General features: G+C 50.4%; 23 protein-coding genes. 11 read left to right on the plus strand and 12 right to left on the minus strand.

What is annotated here, in order from left to right:
- The first annotated feature begins 86 nt into the window (after positions 1 to 86).
- Both L2725_RS12490 and L2725_RS12495 read left to right on the plus strand, forming a co-directional pair.
- Positions 87 to 1,991 (plus strand): FUSC family protein, encoded by a 1,905-nt coding sequence (locus tag L2725_RS12490; RefSeq protein WP_249249262.1) that lies wholly within the window; start codon positions 87 to 89, stop codon positions 1,989 to 1,991.
- 199 nt (positions 1,992 to 2,190) lie between these two features.
- Positions 2,191 to 2,433, plus strand: a complete 243-nt coding sequence (locus L2725_RS12495) for a hypothetical protein (RefSeq protein ID WP_115137535.1) — start codon at positions 2,191 to 2,193, stop codon at positions 2,431 to 2,433.
- A gap of 76 nt (positions 2,434 to 2,509) precedes the next feature.
- Here the strand turns inward: L2725_RS12495 and L2725_RS12500 are convergent, their stop codons facing one another.
- Together L2725_RS12500 and L2725_RS12505 are read right to left on the minus strand one after the other, a co-directional pair.
- A complete protein-coding gene (locus L2725_RS12500) occupies positions 2,510 to 3,742 on the minus strand; it encodes a glycerophosphodiester phosphodiesterase family protein (RefSeq protein ID WP_428985288.1) in 1,233 nt (410 codons plus the stop codon).
- 147 nt (positions 3,743 to 3,889) lie between these two features.
- Positions 3,890 to 5,167, minus strand: a complete 1,278-nt coding sequence (locus L2725_RS12505) for an MFS transporter (RefSeq protein ID WP_249249264.1) — start codon at positions 5,165 to 5,167, stop codon at positions 3,890 to 3,892.
- 260 nt (positions 5,168 to 5,427) lie between these two features.
- On the opposite strand from L2725_RS12505, the gene L2725_RS12510 reads away from it, so the two are divergent.
- On the plus strand, positions 5,428 to 7,152 hold the full coding sequence (locus tag L2725_RS12510) for a GSCFA domain-containing protein (RefSeq protein ID WP_249249265.1): 1,725 nt from the start codon (positions 5,428 to 5,430) through the stop codon (positions 7,150 to 7,152).
- A 50-nt stretch (positions 7,153 to 7,202) separates the two neighbouring features.
- On the opposite strand, the gene L2725_RS12515 is transcribed toward L2725_RS12510, so the two are convergent.
- Complete coding sequence (locus L2725_RS12515) at positions 7,203 to 8,078, minus strand: LysR family transcriptional regulator (protein ID WP_249249266.1); 876 nt, start codon at positions 8,076 to 8,078, stop codon at positions 7,203 to 7,205.
- 103 nt (positions 8,079 to 8,181) lie between these two features.
- Here L2725_RS12515 and L2725_RS12520 point away from each other — a divergent pair, with 103 nt between their 5' ends.
- Positions 8,182 to 8,592, plus strand: coding sequence for a nuclear transport factor 2 family protein (locus tag L2725_RS12520; protein WP_249249267.1), 411 nt, complete (start codon positions 8,182 to 8,184; stop codon positions 8,590 to 8,592).
- Positions 8,593 to 8,655: 63 nt separating this feature from the next.
- On the opposite strand, the gene arsJ is transcribed toward L2725_RS12520, so the two are convergent.
- From arsJ to L2725_RS12540, 4 genes are all read right to left on the minus strand, one after another.
- Entirely contained in the window at positions 8,656 to 9,909 is a 1,254-nt protein-coding gene (gene arsJ, locus L2725_RS12525; RefSeq protein WP_249249269.1) for an organoarsenical effux MFS transporter ArsJ, read from the minus strand.
- A gap of 83 nt (positions 9,910 to 9,992) precedes the next feature.
- The gene (locus tag L2725_RS12530; RefSeq protein ID WP_249249270.1) at positions 9,993 to 11,003 is read right to left on the minus strand and encodes an ArsJ-associated glyceraldehyde-3-phosphate dehydrogenase; all 1,011 of its coding nucleotides are present in this window, start codon (positions 11,001 to 11,003) and stop codon (positions 9,993 to 9,995) included.
- A 12-nt stretch (positions 11,004 to 11,015) separates the two neighbouring features.
- Positions 11,016 to 12,104, minus strand: coding sequence for an ACR3 family arsenite efflux transporter (gene arsB, locus L2725_RS12535; protein ID WP_249249271.1), 1,089 nt, complete (start codon positions 12,102 to 12,104; stop codon positions 11,016 to 11,018).
- A 22-nt stretch (positions 12,105 to 12,126) separates the two neighbouring features.
- Positions 12,127 to 12,474, minus strand: a complete 348-nt coding sequence (locus L2725_RS12540) for a metalloregulator ArsR/SmtB family transcription factor (RefSeq protein ID WP_249249272.1) — start codon at positions 12,472 to 12,474, stop codon at positions 12,127 to 12,129.
- A 274-nt stretch (positions 12,475 to 12,748) separates the two neighbouring features.
- Here L2725_RS12540 and L2725_RS12545 point away from each other — a divergent pair, with 274 nt between their 5' ends.
- Both L2725_RS12545 and L2725_RS12550 read left to right on the plus strand, forming a co-directional pair.
- A complete protein-coding gene (locus L2725_RS12545; RefSeq protein ID WP_249249273.1) occupies positions 12,749 to 13,852 on the plus strand; it encodes a phosphoribosylaminoimidazolesuccinocarboxamide synthase in 1,104 nt (367 codons plus the stop codon).
- Positions 13,853 to 13,943: 91 nt separating this feature from the next.
- Positions 13,944 to 14,636 carry a penicillin-insensitive murein endopeptidase gene (locus tag L2725_RS12550; RefSeq protein WP_249249274.1) on the plus strand — a complete coding sequence of 231 codons (693 nt, stop codon included), beginning with the start codon at positions 13,944 to 13,946 and terminating at the stop codon, positions 14,634 to 14,636.
- Between the two features lie 9 nt (positions 14,637 to 14,645).
- Here the strand turns inward: L2725_RS12550 and L2725_RS12555 are convergent, their stop codons facing one another.
- On the minus strand, positions 14,646 to 15,218 hold the full coding sequence (locus L2725_RS12555; protein ID WP_249249275.1) for a lipid-binding SYLF domain-containing protein: 573 nt from the start codon (positions 15,216 to 15,218) through the stop codon (positions 14,646 to 14,648).
- A gap of 192 nt (positions 15,219 to 15,410) precedes the next feature.
- Here L2725_RS12555 and L2725_RS12560 point away from each other — a divergent pair, with 192 nt between their 5' ends.
- Positions 15,411 to 15,953, plus strand: coding sequence for a GNAT family N-acetyltransferase (locus tag L2725_RS12560; RefSeq protein ID WP_249249276.1), 543 nt, complete (start codon positions 15,411 to 15,413; stop codon positions 15,951 to 15,953).
- A gap of 58 nt (positions 15,954 to 16,011) precedes the next feature.
- Here L2725_RS12560 and L2725_RS12565 read toward each other — a convergent pair whose 3' ends face one another.
- Positions 16,012 to 16,521 carry a MerR family transcriptional regulator gene (locus tag L2725_RS12565; RefSeq protein WP_249249278.1) on the minus strand — a complete coding sequence of 170 codons (510 nt, stop codon included), beginning with the start codon at positions 16,519 to 16,521 and terminating at the stop codon, positions 16,012 to 16,014.
- Positions 16,522 to 16,720: 199 nt separating this feature from the next.
- On the opposite strand from L2725_RS12565, the gene L2725_RS12570 reads away from it, so the two are divergent.
- A complete protein-coding gene (locus L2725_RS12570; protein ID WP_249249279.1) occupies positions 16,721 to 17,107 on the plus strand; it encodes a response regulator in 387 nt (128 codons plus the stop codon).
- Between the two features lie 96 nt (positions 17,108 to 17,203).
- Here the strand turns inward: L2725_RS12570 and L2725_RS12575 are convergent, their stop codons facing one another.
- Together L2725_RS12575 and L2725_RS12580 are read right to left on the minus strand one after the other, a co-directional pair.
- Positions 17,204 to 18,757: an Ig-like domain-containing protein gene (locus L2725_RS12575; RefSeq protein ID WP_249249280.1), complete on the minus strand. Its 1,554-nt coding sequence runs from the start codon at positions 18,755 to 18,757 to the stop codon at positions 17,204 to 17,206.
- A gap of 185 nt (positions 18,758 to 18,942) precedes the next feature.
- A complete protein-coding gene (locus L2725_RS12580; RefSeq protein WP_249249281.1) occupies positions 18,943 to 19,830 on the minus strand; it encodes a helix-turn-helix domain-containing protein in 888 nt (295 codons plus the stop codon).
- A gap of 352 nt (positions 19,831 to 20,182) precedes the next feature.
- Here L2725_RS12580 and L2725_RS12585 point away from each other — a divergent pair, with 352 nt between their 5' ends.
- From L2725_RS12585 to L2725_RS12595, 3 genes are all read left to right on the plus strand, one after another.
- Positions 20,183 to 21,586, plus strand: coding sequence for a multiheme c-type cytochrome (locus L2725_RS12585; protein ID WP_249249282.1), 1,404 nt, complete (start codon positions 20,183 to 20,185; stop codon positions 21,584 to 21,586).
- 150 nt (positions 21,587 to 21,736) lie between these two features.
- On the plus strand, positions 21,737 to 22,573 hold the full coding sequence (locus tag L2725_RS12590; RefSeq protein WP_249249283.1) for a leucine-rich repeat domain-containing protein: 837 nt from the start codon (positions 21,737 to 21,739) through the stop codon (positions 22,571 to 22,573).
- Between the two features lie 117 nt (positions 22,574 to 22,690).
- Positions 22,691 to 23,521, plus strand: a complete 831-nt coding sequence (locus L2725_RS12595; RefSeq protein WP_249249284.1) for a penicillin-binding transpeptidase domain-containing protein — start codon at positions 22,691 to 22,693, stop codon at positions 23,519 to 23,521.
- Positions 23,522 to 23,552: 31 nt separating this feature from the next.
- Here L2725_RS12595 and L2725_RS23245 read toward each other — a convergent pair whose 3' ends face one another.
- Complete coding sequence (locus L2725_RS23245; RefSeq protein WP_283164289.1) at positions 23,553 to 24,014, minus strand: type II secretion system protein; 462 nt, start codon at positions 24,012 to 24,014, stop codon at positions 23,553 to 23,555.
- Positions 24,015 to 24,087 lie beyond the last annotated feature (73 nt).

The raw sequence follows: 24,087 nt of genomic DNA on the forward strand, positions 1-24,087 counted from the left end.
GAACAAATTTCGCAGGGCAGATCACTAATTCACTGTGCTCACCTCTGTAAAATGTCCCCCCGATTTTTCAGCCCCCCGACTTATCAATGAACTCCCCTACTCTGAAGCACCTTCGTGGCTGGCTGCCTGATCGCGCCGATCTGCCAGATGGACTGCGTATTGGCCTGCCCATGGTCACTGGCCTGCTTTTATTTACCCTGCTGGGTCAACAGGCCGCCGGGGTTAACGCCCTGATTGTGGCCTGGCTTGTGGGAGTTCAGGGGCGAAACCTGGCCTACCCGAAACGTGCCAGTCTGCTCAGTCGTTCAGCTGCGATTTGCTGCCTTTCCAGCGCCCTTGCGCTGCTGAGCCTTTGGCACCCTCTGCTCGGCAGTGGCATCCTGGCGGTTATCGGCTTGCTGTATGGGCTGACGTCGAACCAACGCAAATATATTCAGCTCATCGCCTATAACGCCGGTTTCAGTTTTATCTGCGCCCTGCACCTGCTGGACTCAGGAGTAAAACCTGAACTTATTTTTGCCTCCTCCCTGTTCGGTGCCGTTACCGCTGTATTCAGTGCCGTGATAGCTGGTCCCTGGCGCAGTCAGCATCAAGGGGAGCAGTTATTGAGTCGCTGCCATCAGAAGCTGGCAGACTGGTGTGCAATTCTGGCTCAGGCAGGACAGGATCAGGTCAACCAACGACTGGCCCTGCGTGAACAATTGGATGAAGCCATTGCAGTATTGTCTCACTGGCTGCTGGAGATGCCGGATAAACCTCAGGTTACCCGACTGGCTGCCAGGCTCTTCACCCTGTTAACCATGATTGAAACCCTGGAAGTCATCAGCCGTATTCGCTTACAGATCAGCAATCAGGCATCCCTGGCGGATTATCTGCACTCAGCAGCCGAGGCGCTGGCTGCCAATAAACCCGTACCCGGCCTGCCCACAGATATTGACCACCCTATATTGCAGCAGGCTCAGGACAGACTCAGGCAGGCACAACTATGCCTGACACCGGCTCCGGGCTGGCGCTATCGCATCAGTCAGGTTTGGCCGTCAGATGCCGACAGTATTCGTACCCAATGGCATAAAGCCATACGTCGCCACTCCAGAGAATGGCACCACGGATTGCGCATCCTGTTCACACTCATGTGCTGCGAAGCCATAGTCATACTGCTGGATTTGCCACAGGGGTACTGGGTTACGCTGACCGCATTTATCGTGCTCATGGTGGCCCCACTGGGACAGCTGCAGGCCCGTATCTGGAGTCGATTTTACGGCACTGTGCTGGGCAGCATACTGGCGTTGTCGCTTATCTGGTATCTGGGACAGGGGCAGTGGCTCTACTATGCCACCTGCATTACCGTGTTTCTGGCATTTGCCACCTTCTACAAGGCGAGATACGAAATCCATGTGTTCTGGCTGACCATGATGATGGTGTTTGCCATCACTCTGCTGCTGCCCAGCGACCCCTATATCGCATTTTACCGGGCACTGGACACCATGACAGGCGCCCTGCTGGCATTTCTGGCTATGCATCTGTTTATTCCCAGCTGGACCCGCCGCTGGCTTGACAGCTATGTGGACAAATGGTGGGAGCTGGAGACCCTGTGGCTGGAGGCTATTGAAAGAGGCGAGCACAATAGTCCACTGCAGTGGCAGGCCCACGCTGCACTGCGGCAACTCAGCCAGGAAATAGGCTATATGCAGCTTGAACCCAATACCACCGCCAGAGATATGCGTGACTGGCAATCACTGCTTTGGTTAGGGTTGAGATTGCACGCCTGTATTGGTATGCAGGCCCGCTCCAACAAGGTCCCTCATCCAGTGCTTAAACATGAGTTCAGCCAATGGCGAGAGCTATATAGCGACAGGCTTAATCGCCAATGGTGCTTACTGACAATTGATCGACAAGCAAACGGCGATATTCAGCGTTGGTTGGAGGGCGATCTGCAGCAGCTTTTTGTGTGGGTAGATCGTCAACGTCCTTTCGATCTTATCGACCATTAATCCGGGATAAAACTGCCGCACAATGCGGAAAAAAGCCGCGATTGTTCAGCTTTTCAGTGCTATTGCCCCCGTTGTTTTAAAAACCGGAAAAAGCCGTTTAATTTCAAAAACTCAGATATTGATTTTTTGATCAAGTTCAAACATTTTTAATTTGCTTGAGCATATATTGCCGCTGAATTCAGCAACCGGGCACAGCACTATGGATACCAAACTCGTTCTACGCATGTTATGCGTTATTTTCTGCTCATTTTTTATTATTTGGGGTTACCTGCCAACGGACTCAGGCGTCGGATTTTTTCAGACTTTGGTAAGCCAGTACGCCCGGTTGGATACCAGCATTGAGTCCCAGATTTTGAGTGGTTTTATTGTGCCGGCTTTCTTTGTCGCCACCGCCTGGTTCACCACTGAATTTGTTGCTGGCCAGGTTCGCGGCCAGAAATAAACTGCACGGTAATAAACAATGCCAAACAGCGTCCACAGGACGCTGTTTTTGTTTGCGCTGTATATAGCAAAAACCACTACCGGCTGGCAGGCATCCCCATGCAGCTGGCGTAATAAGTGACGGTTCCGGGCCAGTCACTGAACACACCAATCACACCCACCTCTTTTACCAATACATCCAGCAACGCCAACGCATCACCATCGTTGTTGGTCACCTCTGTCACGCTTTGATAGTACCAACCACCACCGGTTACCAATGGCCCAGAGCGCTCCAGTGTCCAGGTAATAATATCCAGCCCGGCAGCTTTGGCTGACTTTGCATACTCAGAGGGAACAATCTGATTATCCGGGTCCAGGGTCACCAGCATCCACAAAGGCGGGGCAATTATCTTCACGCCGTCAGCAGCCAACTGCTGCATACTGGGTTCAAAAGTCACAGGGTTATTTGGGTCGAAACCGTCGATTGAGTATCTGTCATCCAGATAGATTGCCTGCTTGCCAAATTCAGGGGTATTGGCCAGCCAGTATTTCACATCAGCCAGATTAAAGGACTGAGCCCAAACGTCATCGGCCGGCACTCCTGCATCTTCATATTCCTGAATCAACTTGCGGGCATAGTCCTGCTGACTGAAACCATCGAAAGGCATAGTCACTGCTGGACTCTTTAGCTCAGGGGTCATTTTTGCCCCCAAAGACTGGAACAGAGCGATACTCTCTTTATGGCTCAGTAAGGTGCCGCGACTGGCATAGAGATCGGTACGCCAATTGGGAGTGGCATCCAGATACTCCTCAATCGTTGTGGCCTCCGGGTTTCCAGCATCCATCTTCCCTTTAAGAGTCTTAAACTCCGCCAGAGTGATGTCACTGGTACAGCACTTTACCTCCGCTTTAGCGCCGGAAGCGGGATCGGCAGGAGTAAATGGCACGCTGCATTTAGCCGCCAACTCGGGCACAGCAAGAATATTGGTAGTGGTGTGCAGATCGCACTGGGAGTGACGACAAACCAGCTCTTTATCCTGGGTAAAAGTGACATCACATTCCAAAATACCCGCCCCCATGCGAGCCGCAGCCACATATGACTCACGGGTGTGCTCAGGAAACTGCAGCGGAGCCCCGCGATGACCGATGGAGAAATCCGTAGTGTAAAACGGCCCTTCACTGCACTGCTCGAGCTGAGATTTCAGATCACCGTCATCCATATCAGCCACCAGAAAATAGGGTCTCGGCCCCACCTGGATCTGAGCATCTGCATCCGTAGAGCCCAAAGCCTGGGTTTCAGAGCCACAACCTGCCAGAGTACCTGCCACCATTATGGCTGTAACACCCAATCGCGTCCGCAGGTATATCTCCTCAACCTTATGCTTCAGCCCCACCAGCCCCTTGTTCATCCTGTTCTCCCCGAGTGGATATGTTGAATAAGCAATCAGGCGCTATCATGCAGGGGCAAGTTGACGCTTTTATGATCCTCTGGTTGCAGCAAAATCCGGGCGGGACATCCCCTCAAGCTGGCTATAGAGCAGCATCACCAGCAGAGTCAGCAAGGCGCATCCCAGGAATAACCAGCCACCACTGAGTAAATCCAGCACAATACCGCCACCAAGGGGAGCCAGCGCAAAGCCAAACTCGTAGAAGGAGGAAGCACCAAAATAAGCACCTCTCAGATGATCCGGTGCAATTCGGTCGATATGGACATTCATGGTAGGGAACAGCACTGCTTCCGCCAGACTCATCACAATCACGGCACCAATCCAGCCCCAGAACAAGGCAACAGGATTCAGCCCCATCCACACCTGAGACAGCATTAACAGGATCAAGGCTAACTGGATACGCTTAACCAAAGACCAATGGGCCATCAGTTTCAACAGCAAGAACTGGCAGCTGATAATGATCATGGCATTGGCAAAGATCATTGACGAGATAAGCTCCAACAGATCAGGTACCTGTTCACGACTCAGATACTGCACCAGGGAGCCATCCATCTGACCAAAGATAAACATACAGATGACATTGGCGAGGATCAGGCATTGCAGCAATCTGTCTCTGGCCATCACTCTAAGGGTGTAACGCATACCTGATGCCGGGGTTTGAGCAGCCTCTTTATCCGACTCACTCCCAGCTCCCTCAGTAGAAGAGGCGTCACCCGGCTTGAAGTCATGTTTGGCAAAGCCCCACCACAGCAACAGCAGCAGGACCCCGAAGGCAACCGTGGTGATATAAAAACTGGACTGTTCTCCGGTCAATCCCAGCCACACCCCAACTATCGGACCAACAGCACAGCCAACGTTAACGACAAAGTAGAGACTTTGCATCGCCAGCTCTCTGGTCTCGGACTCATGGATAATGTCGCCGATCAGGGCGGATACCAATGGCCGCCACAGGGAGGTAGCAATAGAACAAAGAGTGATAACAAGGGCAAAACTGGCCACGGAGTCTGCTTCTGCCAACAGCGAGAAAGAGACGATATAGAGCAGGCCTGTGGCATACATCATCTTTTGCCGCCCGACTCTGTCCGACAACGCACTGCCAATAAAGCTGAGCAACACAGACACCAAAGCGGCTGAAGACAGGATCAGCCCTACTTCGGTGGCAGACAACCCAAAACGTTCATAAAGGATCACGGCCAGAAATGGCCATACCATGTAAAAACTGCCGCGGGTAATAAAGGAGCCAAACAGCAAGATCCACATCAGACGCGGAAACTGTTTCACTCTGGCAAGGGAGATATCGCTTTGCATAATCCATCTCTTTGCTGTGCCGAAATCGCCATTTCGACTGGGGAACCGACTGATTCGCATCAGTACCGAGGGCATACCTTATCCCCAGCGCAACATTTTCACAACACCCGGCAAAGGCAAAACATCCAACAATTAGCTCGAAAAGCGAGCAGCACGGCACAATTCCTGCTTAAAAAATAACCTTCGCATCTATGTCACCAATTTGACGAAAGCGATTGAAACCGTAACGGATTACGTAATGACTGTAAGGAGACAGTACTGTGAAACAGTCTACGCCCTATGACTCTGCGCGGGATGATATTTTTTGGCGAACCGGTGTTGCCAATGTTGATACAGGCACACAGGAGTTCAAACAACTTGTCCCCAAACTGCCTATTGACCGGACGCACAAGATATCGTCTGCAGGTTCCTGCTTCGCTCAACATATCGGCCACTGGTTACTGGGACAAAACTATCAATACCTGAACAGTGATATCGCCAATGGACAGGTATCCAGTTTTGCTTTCGGGAACCTTTACAGCCCCCGAGCTCTGCTGCAGTGGTTTACCAACGGCGAGCAGCAACTTTCGTCCCACAGCATCTGGTTTGATGCCCGGCAGCAAAAGCACTTTGATCTCTTACTGCCTCACAACCAACCGGATGGCTATGGCAGTAAAGAGGCTCTGGCAGAGCACCGGGCAGAAGTTATAGCGGATGCCAAACGGCAGTTGAAAAACAGTGATTGCTTCATCTTCACCCTGGGACTGATAGAGGCCTGGACCGATCAGGAGGGTATCTGCTACCCCTCATGTCCAGGTATCTCAGTTGGAGAGTTCGATTCAGGCAGATATCAGTTAAAGGTCTTCGACTACAACGATCTCTATCAGGATCTGATGCAACTCTATGATGTACTGAAAACCATTAACCCGGACCTGCAGATTTTGCTGACAGTTTCGCCGGTCCCACTTACAGCAACTGCTACAAACAAGCATGTCCTACTGGCAAATAACTATTCAAAATCTGTCCTCAGAGCAGTTGTTGGCGCTTTCTGCGAAGCACAAAGCGATGTCACTTACTTCCCGTCGTTTGAGTTGATTACGACGCCACTTCCCAATGACTTCCGGTTTTGCGGCAATCGCCGCACCGTATCAAATACAGGCGTGGACTATGTCATGAAACATTGGTCGGGCGCGCTTTCAGCAGACCAGCTGGAACCAGTTCAATCCGGCCATTTGGAGTCTGTCTGTGATGAAGAGATGCTGGACGCAATAAAAGCGGATAAAAGTCCCGGAGACCAACCAGCATTGTTGACCTTAATTGGCGACAGTCATCTGGGCAAAGTGGCAAAAGTACTGGCAGCAGATTCCGTTTCCTTCTGTGGCGGTATGGTGATGAATGGTTCCGGTTTTGCTGAACGTAAGTTTGTGCTTACTTCTGACACAGATATTATGATTCCAATGGAAAGTGCAGATGCCAGAAAGTTGTGGCAACCGATATCAACCAACCTGGATATGATCGCCGCACAGGGACTGCAGCCTAAGTCGTGTATTTGGACCAATATAGGACTGCAAACTCACAAAACCAGCTATCAGTTCGTATCATGGATGAGAAAGAACCGGCCAGAGAAACTGACTAATATTGAGCTGGAAGACTTTGTCGAATTCTTTGATGCCGAAATGCAGGAGCAACTAACTATCGTATTCCGGTTGAAGGAACTGGGCCACAGAGTGATTGTTGTATCCGACACTCCTTTCGCCAGGTTTTTCGCTGAATCAAAAGACTACGCCGGATTAATTGAAGCTTACATGGATGCGATGGAGTATGTCTGGCAACAGATGGGGGTTGAGTACTTTAATGCTCCGAAAGAGTTCCTCATTGAAATAGCCGATCCGGCAAGCTATAAATCCGACTTTGTTTACGATGACGGCCACACTGATTGGTTTCACGGAGGAGACAAATACTACCAGTGGCTGGCAACCAGGCTGCGAGGAATGACCGGAGTATAGCGGCGGAACAGAGATTAATAAAAGGGAGCAGCCCCTGAGTCTGCTCCCTTTTATGTTTCCATCAGAAAATCGATCAATAATCTCACCCGTTTAGGCAGATTCAATCTGCTGGGGTACAGCAGGTAAAGACTTAGATTGCGACCATACCAATCAGGCAGGACCCTCACCAAATCGCCTTTTTCCAGGTGGTCCCTGGCAATATGCTCAATCAGGCAGCCTATGCCATGACCGTTCAAAATCAACTGGAACAGAATTTCCGGCGAATTCACCCGATGAAAAAAGTCAGGGACAAAGCGCCTTCTTCCCTGGTCACTCTTCAGTGTCACTTCATTCCCGGGCATCAATTGCTCAAGCAGAACCCACCTTAGCTCATGCAAATTGCCCATGCCTATCTCGCGCTTGAGACTATTGAGATAAGCAGGCGCTGCGTATAGCTGTAAAACGTCATCAAATATTGGCCTGGCGACAAATCCCTCTTCCTGGATGTTGGCGGCTCTCAGTGCGATATCGATTCCAGCTCCAATCAGATCCAGCCTTTCATCAGAAATCACCAGATCAAATTGCACCATGGGGTAGAGCTCATTGAACGCTTTGAGCCTGGGAAGTAACCAGTTCCTGGCGAAATCAAAGGTCGCAGTCAGCCTGATGGTTCCTCTGGGCTCATTCTCAATCAAAACCTGATCAAGTGAACCAATCGACTCCAATACCAAGGCTGCAAGGGGCAGTACTTTCTCCCCTTCCTGAGTCAGAGAAAATCCGCGGGTATTGCGATGCAGCAGCCTGACAGACAACTGCTGCTCCAATTTCTTTAGCTGTTCACTGACGGCTGGACGACTGATGCCCAGCAACCTGGCCGCTTTATTAAAACTGCCCTGTTGCACAACCGCCGCAAATACAGCCATGGATTTCAATCGAGTCAGTTCCATTATTATTCCGTTTTTTATACCAGTATTGTCTAAAATTACCCCCTTGTTACGAATTTCAAAACTGAAATAGGATAAAAATACACCAACACAAAGGGAGAAAGAGATGAGCGCCGGCGTCATGTCAGAACAGAACATCAATACAATTCGCAATTACTTCAAAGCATTAGAGTCTGGAGATATGGAAACCTTTGCCGCGATGTTTGCCGACAATGTGGTATGGCACCAGCCCGGCAATAATAAGTATTCAGGGGACAAGCAAGGTGTGGCTGAGATAGGTCAGATGGTTGCAGCAATGATGCAGGAGACTCAGGGCAGCTTTGCGTTAAAAACTCAGGGAGATCCCAGTGCCAATGGCCAATTGGTTGCGGTTCCTGTCAGTTTCGGCGGCGAAAAGGCACAACAAACCATGCAGATGAGAGGCACAGATCTGTTCAGAATGAATGATGGCAAAATTGTTGAAGTCTGGCTGTTTTCAGAAGACCAACGGGCGGAAGACCAGTTTTGGGGAATCTGATGACTCAAAGACGAGCCGTTTAACCCCAAAGGTATTGCTGCTTGCCTTTGGGGCCGCTTATATTCAGTGACTTCTCGGCAGCCAGATAGATATCACTGCTGTGATTGCCAGCATAATGGAACTTATCCATAAACACGCGCTAAGCCCCCACTGCTGGAATACCCAACCAGAGAGTATGGTCCCCGCCAATCTGCCCATGGCGTTGGCCATGTAGTAGAAGCCTACGTCCAGAGAGACACCATCCTCCCCGGCATAGCTGACAATCAAATAGCTGTGCAGGGATGAGTTCACGGCAAACACGCCACCAAACAGCAACAAGCCTCCCACCAGCGATACTTCGGGCGCGATACCGGCATTCAATGCCATGGCGATCAGTGCCGGGATCCCCGCCAGTAAACTCACCCACAACAAGGCCGTTTTACCATCCGGTGCATGACGGTTCTTGTCAGCTGACATACTGGCAATCGCCTTGTTGTTACCGCCGGTAATACGGGGAGCAATAGACTGCACGCCACCATAACCAATGACCCAAAGGGCCAGAAAGCTCCCCACCTGCCAGTGATTCCAGTCGAAAGTCGCCGCCAGATACACAGGCAGAGCCACCACAAACCAGATATCCCGTGAGGCAAACAGGAACAAACGGGCAGCAGAGAGGATATTGACGCTGCGGCTCTTGGAAAATATCTCACTGAATTTAGGCTTATTCTTTGCTTTGCCCAGCTCGGATTTGAGCTTGATAACACTGAGTAACCAAACCGCCGACAACATCACAGCCATCGCCAGCACCGCGCCTTTGAAGCCCATCAGACTCAGCAAAGCCGCGCCAAGGAAAAAACCCACACCTTTAAGAGCGTTCTTGGAGCCGGTCAGCACCGCTACCCAGTGGTACAGCCGTCCTTCGCCGGTATCATCTTTCGGCACCAGAGTCTTGATAGCGCTCTTGGCACTCATCTTATTCAGGTCTTTGGCAATACCACTCATGGCCTGGGCAGCCATCACCCAGAGTACGGTCAGCCAGCCTGCGGGCACCAACAGCATACCCAGCGCCAGGATCTGCAACCCCAACCCCAGATTCATGGTTCGGCTCAGCCCCAAACGGGCGCCGAGCCAACCGCCTACAAGATTAGTCACCACACCAAAGAACTCGTAGAAGAGAAACAGCATGGCAATCTGGATTGGGCTGTAGCCAAGATCGTGAAAATGCAGCACCACCAACATGCGCAGTGCGCCATCGGTCAGGGTAAAGGCCCAGTAGTTGCCGGTAATCAACAGATACTGACGTACCTGCTCAGGCAAAGCTTTAATACGCGCCAACATGATTGATCCCATTGATCCTTATTTGAAAACAGGCCAAAGCCGGGATGACAGACATCAACGTCCGTCATCACCGCCAGAACAGCTTATGCCTTGTCCATCTGACCGACCATACAGGCCAGTTCAGCAGTCCGGTTGGCGTAGCCCCACTCATTGTCGTACCAAACGTAAAGTTTGAGCTGAGTGCCATTCACTACCATGGTTGACATGGCATCCACAATGGCACTGCGGGGATCTGTCTTATAGTCAACAGACACCAGTGGACGGGTCTCATAACCCATAATGCCCTTCAACTCGCCATTGGCAGCCTCTTCCAACAGGGCGTTCACTTCGGCTTCAGTCACTTCACGATTAAGCTCAAACACACAGTCAGTGATAGAGGCGTTGGCCAAAGGCACACGTACCGCGTGACCGTTCAACTTTCCTTTAAGCTCGGGGAAGATATGGGTAATCGCTGTAGCGCTGCCCGTGGTTGTCGGGATCAGGCTCAAGCCACAGGCCCGGGCACGGCGCAGATCTTTATGGGGTGCATCCAGAATGGTCTGGGTGTTGGTAATGTCATGGATCGTGGTCATTGAGCCATGCCTGATACCGATTTTCTCGTGCACTACTTTCACCACAGGCGCCAGACAGTTGGTGGTACAGGATGCCGCCGTCACAATGGGGTGCTCTGCCGGGTCATACAGCTGATGATTAACCCCCATCACCACGTTCAGTACGCCCTCTTCCTTCACGGGCGCGGTTACTACAACACGCTTAACGCCCTGCTCCAGATAAGCCTGCAGTTTGGCCTTGGTTTTCATCACGCCAGAGGCTTCAATGACCAGATCGCACCCGGACCAGTCAGTGTCACCAATAGCCGTATTGCGGCTGCACACAATGCGCTTATCACCAATGACAATGGCGTCGCCGACGTGGCTGACCGCCTCAGACCAGCGACCATGTACAGAGTCAAACTCCAGCAGATGTGCCAGAGTTGCCGCATCACCTGCGGGGTCATTAATCTGCACAAATTCAACATCATCCCAGGCCCAGGCAGCTCTCAGCGCCAGACGCCCCATACGGCCAAAACCATTGATACCTATCTTGATAGTCATAAAGAAGCTTCCTTAGCGGGTAGAGTATTCAGAGCAGGGAGTCTGCAGCGAGTCAGACTCTCCAGTATCTTTCATAAATTGATGGCGACGGCGGTTAACAAAGGCCACCAGCGACAGCATCACAGGCACCTCAACCAGCACGCCAACGACAGTCGCGAGCGCAGCGCCTGAGTGCAAACCGAACAGAGAGATTGCCACTGCCACAGCCAGTTCAAAGAAGTTGGATGTGGCAATCATGCAGGCCGGAGCAGCCACACCATGGGTTAACTTCATCTTGCGGGCCGCGTAGTAAGCGATAAAGAAGATGCCGTAAGTTTGCAAAAGCAGCGGGATTGCAATCAGCAGGATATCTCCCGGCTGGCTGACAATGGTATTGGCCTGCAGACCAAACAGCAGCACTACGGTGGCCAGCAACCCCACAATCGACCAGGGCTTAAGCTTACCCACAAAGGCTGCCAATGCCTGATCCTGGTTTTGCTTACCGGCAGCAGACTTGTTAAAGGCGCGGCGAGTTAATACCCCGGCAATCAGCGGCAATACCACATACAAACCGACAGACAACAGCAGGGTGTCCCAGGGGACCTGAATATCGCTTACACCGAGCAGCAAGGCACAGATAGGGGCAAAGGCAAACACCATAATCAGGTCGTTAACCGACACCTGCACCAGGGTGTAATTGGCGTCGCCACGGGTCAGCTGACTCCAGACAAACACCATGGCAGTACAGGGCGCCACACCCAGCAGAATCATACCGGCGATATATTCAGTCGCGGTTTGTGGATCCACCCAATCGGCAAACAACACCCGGAAAAACAACCAACCCAGCAGCGCCATGGTGAAGGGTTTAATCAACCAGTTCACCACCAGAGTGAGCAGCAGCCCCTTGGGTTTCTTACCGACATTCTTTACCGCGGTGAAGTCAATCTGCACCATCATGGGGTAAATCATTACCCAGATAAGTACCGCAATGGCCAGGTTTACGCTGGCATATTCCAATGAGGCAACGGCTTCAAACAACGCCGGAAAAAACTGTCCCAGAGCCACACCCAGCACAATAGCCAGACCCACCCAGACAGAGAGATAACGTTCAAACAGTCCCATGACTAACTCCCCAGTAGAGTGCTTAAGCGCAACAGCTTTGTTGGCGCTCAGGGCGGTTACCCATGGCATTGAGCAAAGCCAGCGGCTGAGTCAGCAGCTCTGGGTTATCTGCCAGGGTGGAAACCAGCACGCCCTTGCTCCATTGTGGCAACTCAGGGTTAAGACGATAAAACACCCACTGGCCCTGACGCGTATCTTCCAACAACCTCTCTTTGCGCAGCAGCGCCAGGTGACGGGAGATTTTGGGCTGGCTTTCATCCAGTGCCGCCATCAATTCACACACACAAAGCTCGCCTTCATGCTGGATCAGCAGCAGCGACTTCAAACGGGTATCGTCGGCCAGAGCTTTAAAGAAATTCAGAGGTTCCATCATTTGTACCTACATGAGGGTTACCAACCACAAGATGGCAACCGAGAGACATACGAAAAATCAGATATGCGAAAAATGATATATATGTTTTCCCATATGCACAATCCATTCCTCAAACATTTTTATCCTCAACACCTAGCCCGCTCCTGCTTGGGTTGATAGTAAAAGAACTGTGTATCCTCAATCGCGAACGCCAAAGCCTGGGCAAATGGTTGTAAAATATGCGGCCTCAAAATCAATAAAATCCGTACCCTGCAGCCCTGAGGACAGAGAGATGAATCTTGCCGATTCCGTTCTTGCCGTGAACAACGACCTTCCCATTCGTACTGATAAACCTGTGCACAGCGGCAAAGTTCGCAGCGTCTACTGGCTGACCCAAGCCGACAGCCGCCGACTGATTGAAGAAAAGGGATATGACGTTCCCCTGGATACGCCACTGGCGATCATGGTGATCTCAGATCGGATCTCAGCATTCGATTGCATCTTCCACGGTGAAGGTGGGCTGCAAGGTATCCCAGGTAAAGGGGCCGCCCTCAACGCCATCTCCAATCACTGGTTCCAGCTGTTCAAAGAAAATGGTCTGGCCGACAGCCATATTCTGGATATCCCTCACCCATTTGTGTGGATTGTGCAAAAAGCCCGACCGGTCAAGGTAGAAGCTATTATTCGCCAGTACATTACCGGCTCCATGTGGCGCGCCTATGAGAAGGGAGAGCGAGAGTTTTGTGGTATTACCCTGCCGGAGGGGCTGCAAAAAGATCAAAAGTTGCCTGAGCTGCTGATCACCCCATCTACCAAGGGGATTCTGATCGGCATTCCCGGCGTCCCTGAGCAGGATGATGTCAATATTCGCCGCGGTGATATCGAAGCCAACTATCAGGCCTTTGGTTTTGAGAAGCCTGAAGATATCGACCTGTATGAAAAACTCTTAAAAGAGGGCTTTGGCGTGATTTCCGAAGCGCTGGCCAAGCTGGACCAGCTGTTTGTGGATACCAAGTTTGAATTTGGCTACGTCACAGACCGCAGCGGCAACTCTAAGCTGATCTATATGGATGAAGTGGGTACTCCTGACTCTTCCCGCATTTGGGATGGCGCCGCCTATCTCAACGGCAAGATTCTGGAAAACTCCAAGGAGGGCTTCCGCCAGTTCCTGCTTAATCACTTCCCGGATCCGGATATTCTGCTGAACAAAGACAGAATGCCTGAGCGTGAAGCCCTGGCCCGCGACAACGCACTGCCACTGGACGCCATGATGGCAACGTCACGCACCTACACAGGCATAGCCGAGAAGATAACCGGCACTGCCCTGCCCCTGAGCGACAATCCCAAAGCTGAGATTATCGCAGTACTGAAGCAGCAGTATCAGCTAATCGACTGAGCCGCCTAAAGCAGGTCGGACTGTGTGACCAACAAAAATCCCCACTTTGGTGGGGATTTTCTTTTTATAAGGTTACGCTAAAGTAGGAGAAATGAAGACAATAATTTCTCTTACGCTATTGCTGCTTACAGCAAACGTCTGCGCCGACACCAGTCAGTGCTTTGGTACTACCGCCAAAGGCAGTTTGGAGGGTGGCGTCATGCTGCCAATGTCCGGAGATAACTTCGACAACTACAGCCTGGTTGCAGTGGCGGCAGGTCGCACCTATGTGCATGCCAAGGTCAGAGATATTTTGGTGGCATCCTACAAAGAGCTGGAAACCACCCAACCGGGCAAGGTCTACATGTATGGTGAAACAGGCTATGCCAGAGGCGGGCGCTTCAACCCTCACAAAACCCATCAAAATGGGCTGTCAGTGGATTTTATGACACCCGTGGTCAACGATGAAGGAGAGTCGGAATTACTCTTCACCCATGTCTTCAACCGCTTTGGTTACGACATTGAGTTTGACGCCAAAGGCAGGTATGACGACCAACACATAGACTATGACGCTATGGCCGCCCATATCGTGGCACTGCACAAACAAGCCAGGGCTCAGGGGGTGAAGATCTGGCGGGTCATCTTCGACCCCAAATTACAGCCGGGTCTTTTCAACACAAGCGATGGAGACTACCTGAAAGCCCACATTCAATTCTCCACCAAACCTTCCTGGGTCAGGCATGATGAGCACTACCATGTAGATTTTGATATCCCCTGTAAACCTGTCGCTGTGGCTAAACACTAACAGCTGTAATTAGTCCGGGTTTTGTATCACATCGTCAGTAAAGTCGGTGCGCCAGAATTTATATCCCTGAACTGTAGCCTGAGCAGCAGCACCCCAAATCGCTGACTGATAGATACGCACGCCATCGACATCGTAGGAGGTATTGGCCGCAGCCTGACCGCCTTCATCTTCATACTTGCCACTGGCTTCAGCCCGGGCTCCTGCATCCCAGCCGTCTTCCACAAACCGCTTCATCGCCGCATTGGTTTGAAATACGTAGAGAAATGCGACTTTCTTAAAACCAATACCGACACCAGCTCCCAATGAAGCAAACCTATAGTAGTCCACTTTGCCACCTGTGTGGAAAGTACAGATACCACCGCCGGTAGAAGCAGCAAACAGATAACTGTCATTACCGGTACACACCAGATACCCCTTACTTTTTGCAACAGCAGATCTGGCGCTTGCGTGATCACTGTATATCTCTGCCAGGGCTTCAGCCGAGTCTTTACGGGCATTGGCTTTTTTCGCTTGCGGGGTAGAGCCGGTAGCACAGGCTGTTAATACCAAAGCTGCCACCAGCATAACAGGAAGAGGTTTCATCAAATGCTCCACTTAACCAAGAGGAATAGCAGACTCTAAAACGTGGAACTAAACTTGTCTATTTTGCGTACAAGATAGATCTGATATTGATCATTGGATTGGTTGAGAAATGATATCTATCCCTCTGATTCAGCTTAGGTTCAACAGGATAGCTGTAGGCTGTAATCAGACTCAGGAACCAGGGAGGCCCATATGACACTCAGACATGCCAGGCTTAACGACATTCCAGCTCTGCTGTCATTGCAGCAAAGTTGCCACATCAGTGAGGTGGCGCGGGAACTGATGCCTCAGGGATTTCTGAATACGATTCTCGACGCGCAGGCTCTACAACGGGCCATAGAAGATGAGCAGGCAGTGTACCTTGTAGAGTCTCTGGGTAAACCTATAGCTATGGCGGTCTGCGCCAGCTGGGAGTTTTGGTCAGGCTCAGCCAGCGTCAGCGCCAGAGCGGATGCCCTGGAACAATTGCATCAGGGCATCAACCGCAGTAACAGCTATTTCTGGGGGCCTGTATGTATTGACCCCAGGCACAGAGGACAGGGACTGTTTGAAGAACTCTTCTTTACCAGTCGTCATGCTCAGGCCAGCCGCTATCAATATGTTTACTCCTATGTGCATATCAACAATGAACGATCACTGGCAGCTCATATACACAAAGCAGGTTTTCTCTATGTGCGAGACTTCGAACAGGGGCTGGATAGCTATTGCGAACTAATTCGAGCCACAGATGACTAGCAGCTACCGCCTGCCATAGCGAAATGCCCGCATTAAAGCGGGCATTTACATTGCTGATTTACAACTTACGGATCCGGGCAATCTCATCAGCGGCGATCCCCAGAGACTCCAGGAACTTCTGATGCTCCTGCGGTTCCATCTCCTCAAACTTACGATGCCACTTCACCATGTCATTTTCGCTGAAACCGGCAGCTTGCATAATTTCAACCCAACGTGCTTTAGTCACCATATCTTGCTCCAATAGTTCAGGCTCCTGCAGCAATGCCAGTATGGCTTGTTGCTGCGATTTTAACTGTTGAATCTCCTGCTCCAGTTGGTTGAAATGCGCTTTCAATATACTGGTCTGAGATTCCCCTCGCTGATTGAGCAAAGTTTCTATGTTTACCAATGACAGGCCGTATCTGCGATAGCCAGCAATCGCCTTAAGCCGCTCCAGCTCTTTATCGCCATACCAACGGTAACCATTATCACCACGATAAGCCGGAGACAGCAGCCCCTGCTGCTCGTAGTACATCACTGTGGTTCGCGACACCCCGCACTGCCGGGCCAACTGGGTTATGGTTAACATCTGTCTCTCCTCTCAATCAGAGCCTGAGTTTCAACCCTGCACCTTTAGACGGGTCAAGCTGTGTATCCATATTATTTATTGTGATTAATTCATACTAATGCCCATTCACGATTTCCAGGACCTGTACTACAACTAATAGAGGCAGGCTTGATGGAATGCCTCTGACAGGGACAGCAGAATTTAAATCGGGAATGGAAGCATGAAGATTCTAGTGGTCGAAGACACCATGACGATGCGCCATATTATGCTGCATATGTTGCGCACCCTGGGGTATGAAGATCTGGAAGAAGCAGTCGATGGAGCGCACGCACTGGATGTGATGGGCAGGCATAAGATAGATCTGGTGATCACAGATATGAATATGCCCAAAAAAGATGGCTTTGCTCTGCTTCAGGAAGTAAAGGCCAATCCAAAACTGGCACATATCCCAATAATGATGGTCACCTGCGATCCGGACCTGGACAAGATCCAGTTAGCCGTAGCAGCCAAAGTGGCAGGATTTATTGTTAAACCTTTCAATCTTCAAACATTAGAGAAGCAGCTTAAATTGGTGCTGAATAAACTTGAAAGTAAAGTAGCGAGCTGACGTTAGTTCCCCGAAAAAGCCGTTCCGGCACCAGACCGGAACGGTGTGACAAGCTAACGGTGTTTTCCCTGCAATTTATTGTCTCGCCTCTGTGGGCTAGTTATGCATCCGCTCTATGATGTCTGCCTGACTGTCGTAATGTTCGTGACACTGACTGCAGCTATCTTTAGCCGTATTCCATGGCTGCACATACTTACCATCTTCAGAGAAGTTGTGTTTGCTGTCTGAGGCATAATCCAGATTAATCCTGAAGAAGTGCTTGTCGTTAGGCATATGGCAATCTTCACAACGTGCCACTTCTCCATGGATATCCAGGTATTCGGTAAAACCTTGCTGTTTATGACAATCCCGACACTCTTTGACCATAGCCATCTCATGTCCAGGTTGATCATCGTTGATTTTTGATTGATGCGGGTCATGGCAGGTATGACATGCCATGCCTCGCTTCTTGCCCATAGGCTCACCGGTATTGGCATCCAATCCCAACATGGCATCTGCGGCAACCCGGCCACCGATGTCATAGGGAATGGTGCGACCACCCAGGCTGTCGCCACCAAAGTCCTGATTATGTTCACTGACAAACCCAGGGTAGCTGCGATTGGTCTTTTTACTGTGACACTCGGCGCAAGCCATTGGCTGACCATAGGCCATATCATCCTGCAGCAGATCAGCAGTCAGGCGTCCTTCGGCAACCCGGGTAATATCCTCAGCCATGCCGGTTTGAATGTGTTTACTGCCGGCACCATGGCATGCTTCGCACTGGATACCTGTATAGGAAAAGCTGCCAGTAAAGCCGGGCATATTGTCCTGCTTGTAGGGACTCCTTACCGAGTCCGCTGTGTAATCACGCCAGCCGGTTGTATGGCAGCTGCCACAGGTAAACATATGGGAATCCGGACCATCGCCGGGGGCGTAAGGCAGAATATGCTCGATCCCAAAATCTTCACCATGTTCAGGAATCGCCACACGCACGCCATCGCCGGAAACGATATAGCCATTTTTGTCGATGAACATGGCGGTGCGGTAATACCCCCCAATCACATAAGACACATCATCCCAGGAGTCAGGGGTGCCAGCGGAGTTCTCGGCGCCATGGAGCATCTCCACCGAGCCTTCCAGACTGGTAAAAGGGAAGCTGGGGGCCAGACCATTTTCAATGCGGGACAGTTTGTAGTTATGACCTGTCTCCAGGAAGCTGGCCTTATCTTCATGACAATTCAAACAAGTCTGAGTACCGACAAAGTAGCGGGTATCTGCATCTGCCGACAAATTAATGCTGACAGTCGCGGTCGCATTTGCGCCCTTACCATCATGAATTTGATACTCCACTACTGCCATGCCGGGATAGTCGCCCTGAAACTGCAGCTGATTATCAACAATCAGCACCGCGCCAGCCCCCTGTTTAATGCCGGCGTGGCTCAGTATCAACTCGTCACCGTCGGCATCGGTATCATTGGCCAGTACATCAATCGTCTGGGTTTTACGCACCACTGCCGTCAGGCTGTCATTGTGAGCAACCGGAGGCAAGTTTACTTCAGGTGGTGGCAATACCTGTGGGGTATCGTCATCATCACACCCTGCCAATAAGCCAACCGAGCAGGCCAGCAGCACCCCGGCTACCGGCTTATGATTCAACGCTTTCAATAACATAACCTATCCCTGCATAGACGAGTTCAACATGAGCGCCGGGCACAGGTGTCGCCCGCAGCCCCAGACGGGCATACATTAGCGACAGCAGGAATCTGGGACAGGTCATTTTCGTACCGAAGCATGCCAAATTCTTACAGGATGAAAGGAGTGAGACATGCAGCACGGGATTCAGGCCAGGGCTTGGTTCACAGACAAAATCTGGCTCGGTATTGGGCAGGAGTCAGTTGTGTCTGACGCTTAAAGTACTTGGCAAAGTAACTGACGTCGTCAAACCCCAACTCATCGGAAATAGCCTGAATGCTACGTTTATCCGCCACCAGCCGACGTTTAATCTCCAGCACCCAAAAACCATCCACGACCTGTTTGGCCGTTTGACCACAGCAGGTGCGACACAGCAGGTTCAGTGACTTATAGGACATATGCATCAAAGCGGCATAGCGTTCGGTATCCCGAAACTGGCCAACATTAGCCTCTACCAAGTGCTGAAACTGATTGAATCGGTTTTGCCTTTGTACCCCCGCGTCAGAATCATCTCTGAGCCACAGCTCAGAAACACTGGCCAACAGCGAGGCAAACAACAGCACAGAGGGCAATGGGTCAAATTGAGGTCTTTGTTGAGATCTGAGTATTTCGTTAAGCAAACTGCCACAGGTCTGCTGCATACACTTATCCAGATGCAGCACACTTGGGTAACCCTGAGATGCACTGGAAAGATTAAACAGCGCCTTGCCCAGATGTCCGCCGATTCTGACCATATACTCTTCAGTAATATTAATCATAAATCCCTGGGGACGGGTGCTCAGGTCAAATGCGTGGGTTTGGTTTTTATTGATGCGCACCAAACTGCCGGGACCAATGGCGCAGGATTCAAAATCTACAAAATGGCGGCCACTGCCTGCCGTGATATAGACAAAACAGTAGTAGCTGAGCCTGTGGGGTTTACCGGGGTCGAAACGGCACTGTGTCAGCTTTTGATAAAAACTGCTGAGGTCCAACACCTCTATCCCCGCGCGCCGCTCACAGGGCACCCGATAACTGACATCCGGGATCTGCCCATTCATGCCCTGTTTCATACTTAACTCAGTTTATCTAAAAAAACTGGATTGAATTATATATTTTCAAAAAATAAAGAATAGCCAACCGCTTCCCAAAGTAATAATGAATTACTTATATAACTCAGTAATTTGATAATTAAATACAAAATAAATATATCCGATAAAACAGCCAGAACACTCGCTACAAAATGTATTTTTTCAAAGCTTATATCTCAAAAGTAAATTTAAAATCTTGAAATAGCACTTTTGCGAAGCAAACAGCACTTTCCCTATCGAACTTAATGTAATTTAACAATGGCTTGCAGTCACAAAAACGACGCTTGCTTTAGCAGCTGTTTATACACTACAGAATTCGATAAAAGCCTTAACAATGAAAAAGACCACACTCGCTTTATTGCTGAGCGCCGGCCTGCCATTTGCAGCCCTTGCCGCCGAACCTATGCCTTACCCTCTGTCCAATCTGACTGTTAAAGATGGCGTGATGCCAGAAGTCAGCCAGTTTAAAGATGCCAAGAGCTGTAAGGGCTGTCACCCTCGTCAATTCAAAGGCTGGCAGGGCTCCATGCACTCTATCGCCTTTATCGATCCTGTCTTCCAGGCTGAATGGGCCATGGGCGAAACCGAAACCGATGGCGCTACCCGTAATCTGTGTGGTGGCTGTCATACCGCTATCGGCACTGTGACTCAAACCGTTGAGTTCAAATCTGAATCCGGCAAGTATGGTGGCTTCACCACTCAGGCAGCCGCCACTCAGGGCGTAAGCTGTGAGGTATGCCACAGCGTGGTGGATACCAATATCGACAAGACAGCCAATGGCGAGCACGGTAACGCCTCGCTGGAGCTGGCGACCGACGGGGCCAAGCGCGGCCCGCTGTCTGATGCCAAGGCTCGTGGCCACAAAGTGGTTTACTCAGAACTGCACACCAAGTCCGAGTTCTGCGCCAACTGTCACAACGTATTTAACCCGGTTCACGATGACTTCCCACTGGAGCACACTTATCAGGAATGGAAGGATTCACCTTACGCCAAGGCTGAAATCCAGTGCCAGGACTGCCACATGGTTCCGGTGGAAACGGCAGTACGTGTTGCCGATGAGATGAAACCCGCCAAGCAGCTGAAAGATCATGGTCTGGGTGGCAAAGCCGGTATGGGTGGCGGTCACCGTGATCTGGTACACGATCATACCTTCGTCGGCGGTAACGCTGTAGTTGCGCCATTGCTGGGTGTACCAGGTGGTGAAGAGCACGCTGCTGAAGCCAAGAAACGTCTGCAGACTGTGGCAGAGCTGAATGCCATAGTTTCCGGCGATGCCAAGACACCAGTTCTGGAAGTGACAGTTCACAACCGTCGCGCCGGTCACGACCTGCCAACCAGTCTGACCTTTATCCGTCAGGTATGGCTGGAAGTAGTGATCACCGACAATCAGGGTAAAGAGATCCTGCGTTCAGGTACACTGACTGCAGACAACAGCCTGCCGGACGGCACTGTGGTATTCCAGGACACTGCGGTGGATATCCACGGCAAACTGGAGCACAAGCCATGGAAAGTGGCCAAGTTCAGCGTACAGAATACTATCCCGGCCAAAGGCAGCAAGACAGTGTCTTACCCATTTGAACTGCCAGCTGGCGTGACTGACTATAGGGTTGATGTGAAGCTGCACTATCGCTCATTTGATCAGAGCGTGGCCGATCTGTTGCTGGAAGATAAGGTAACTGTTCCTTCCATCGAAATGACTCAGCTGCAACAAAGCTATCAGGGCACCTCCCTGAAGTAAGCGACAGGTGTTAGATAAAAAACCGGAGCCCAGCTCCGGTTTTTTTTATCTTTAAAATAAGTGCTTAATCTTTGATAGCAGTCACAGCTTACCAAAACGCAACTGATTAAATTTCAAACACAATGGAAATGCGTTTTAAGGATGAAAGCCATGAAGTACAAAGGACTGCTTCCCCTGCTATTGCTGCCAATGCTTTTTGCCTGCGAGGAAGATGAGGATATACCTCAGCCGATTTCAGAGCAGGTAGGTATTGAAGATCCTGCCATGGCCGTCTGTATAGATGAAACGGCTAAGAACCTGGGCTGGAAGTCTCCCAGACAAGTCACTTTCGTAAATTGCATGCAAGACACCTTGATGTCTATCGTAGGGTTGGAAAAGTTTCCTAATCTGCGCAAACTGGATATCCGCAACAGTGCAATCAACTTACTGGATCTAAGGGCCTTACCCACTCTTGAAGAAGTATTAATTGCCGAAAATCCGATGATGACAAGAATCAACTTCTCGGAGAATCTGGCATTAACCAAGTTACAGATCTGGGATACACCACTGGATAGCCTGGATGTATCCAATCTGCCTGAACTGCAGCATATCTACATCAACAAGACCAATATCAAGATATTAAATACCTATAATTCGCCGAATCTGTCCTATATCAGTGCCATGAAAAACAGAATTCAGACCGTTGATTTCAGTGACAATGATGCACTTAGTACCATCAGCCTGGAGTTTAACGAACTGCGCACGATCAACCTGGAGACTATGCCGTCACTGCAAATTGCGGTACTGGACTATAACCAGCTGTCATCTGTGAAATTTGCCGCTAATCAGCAACTCACCGCGCTTCACTTAAGTAATAACGCCCTGACTGAAATAAACCTCGACAATAACCCGGATCTGCTCAGGGTCGATTTGAAAAACAACCCTTTGAGTGAAAACACCAAACTCTATCTCAATACCATAAACTGGATCCCCAATCTTGAGTGGTAGCCAGTATGATAAGAAACCGGAGCCATGCTCCGGTTTCTTCCTCTCTAACAAGGCCGTTGTATTTCACTCACATTAAGTTGGATAATTCAGTCACAACTGATTCAACTGCGATCCCTTATGGCTTGTTTCTCCACCCCTATGCATAAGTATCTGCCAGGACTTATGCTGCTGCCGATTGTCCTTAGCCTGTTTTCACTTTCAGCCGCGGCGACTGAGCCTGATAACCAGGAGACAACACCGGAATGTCGCGACGACTGCACCCTGGTGATCGCATCCGATACTCAAGTGTTAACCCTGATAAATCCGAAGCGTTCAGCCACCGCCCTGTCCCCCTTTTCCACCTTCAAAATTCCCAACTCGCTGATCGCGCTGGATCTGGGTGTTATCAAAAATCTGCAGCAGCCATTGAGCTTTGATAAATCCGATTACCCGGTGCAGCCTGGCTGGCCCAAAATCTGGTACGAAAAGCCTGTCGATTTGCGCATCGCCTTTCAAAGCTCTGCTGTGCCCGTTTACCGCCAACTGGCGACTGATATTGGTGTGGCAAAGATGCAGGCCTATCTGGATAAATTTAATTACGGCAATAAAGATATCAGCTCAGGGCTGGACAGCTTTTGGTTGAATGGCAGCCTGAAGATCTCGGCTGACGAGCAGATAGTGTTTCTCAAGTCTCTGTACCATGGTGAGCTGGCCGTTAACCCAGACTCCCTGGCTAAACTCAAGCAGGTGATGCTGGTAGAGCAAACACCCGACTATCGCCTCTACGCCAAAACCGGCGGCGGCAAACTGGATTCAGGTAAATCACTGGGCTGGTATGTGGGTTATGTCGAAAACAGTGATGGCGTGTTTTACTTCGCCATGAATCTGGAAGGGGAAAAGTTCTGGCCTACCATGAAAAAACGCCTGCCCATTATGCGCAGCGCATTGCAGCAAGCCGGTATTATCTGACACAGAAAGCGCTCAACCCTGCTGACGCTATCTAGCAACCACTGGTAACCATAGACAAAGTCGGAGTACCGTTGCTGGGAGGTTGAGCGTATTGAACATAGCAGTTGGTAGTGTCAGGAAAAGACCAGCGAACAGTGGCACCATTGGGAGCTGTAATATCAAAGCCGTCACTTTCCACGAGATCATCAATTTCATCATCCCGGGATAACAGTCCTGCATCTGCATAGCCCCAAACTATTCGAACGTTTTGATTATATGCAGGGAGAAAAATGGAATCTCCGCGCAGAGTATTGTTGCAACTCGCGGTGAGCTTACAAGCTATGGAAACATGCTCAGATGTTGATGTAACCGCAGCGCGCAAACCTTCCAATGCCGCAATTCTGGACTCAGTGGAGAGATTAACGAATCTGGGCAACGCGACTACCGCCAAAATACCCAGTATCAGGATAACAACGACCAGCTCGATCAATGAAAAACCGTTCAAACTTCTCATTTAGCTACATTAGTTTCTTATTGTCTAATTGATGACAATATAACCAACTCAAGTAACATGACCAAGCCTCGCA

The organism is Shewanella corallii, from assembly GCF_023349125.1.
In the GTDB taxonomy this organism is placed as follows: Bacteria; Pseudomonadota; Gammaproteobacteria; order Enterobacterales; family Shewanellaceae; genus Shewanella; species Shewanella corallii.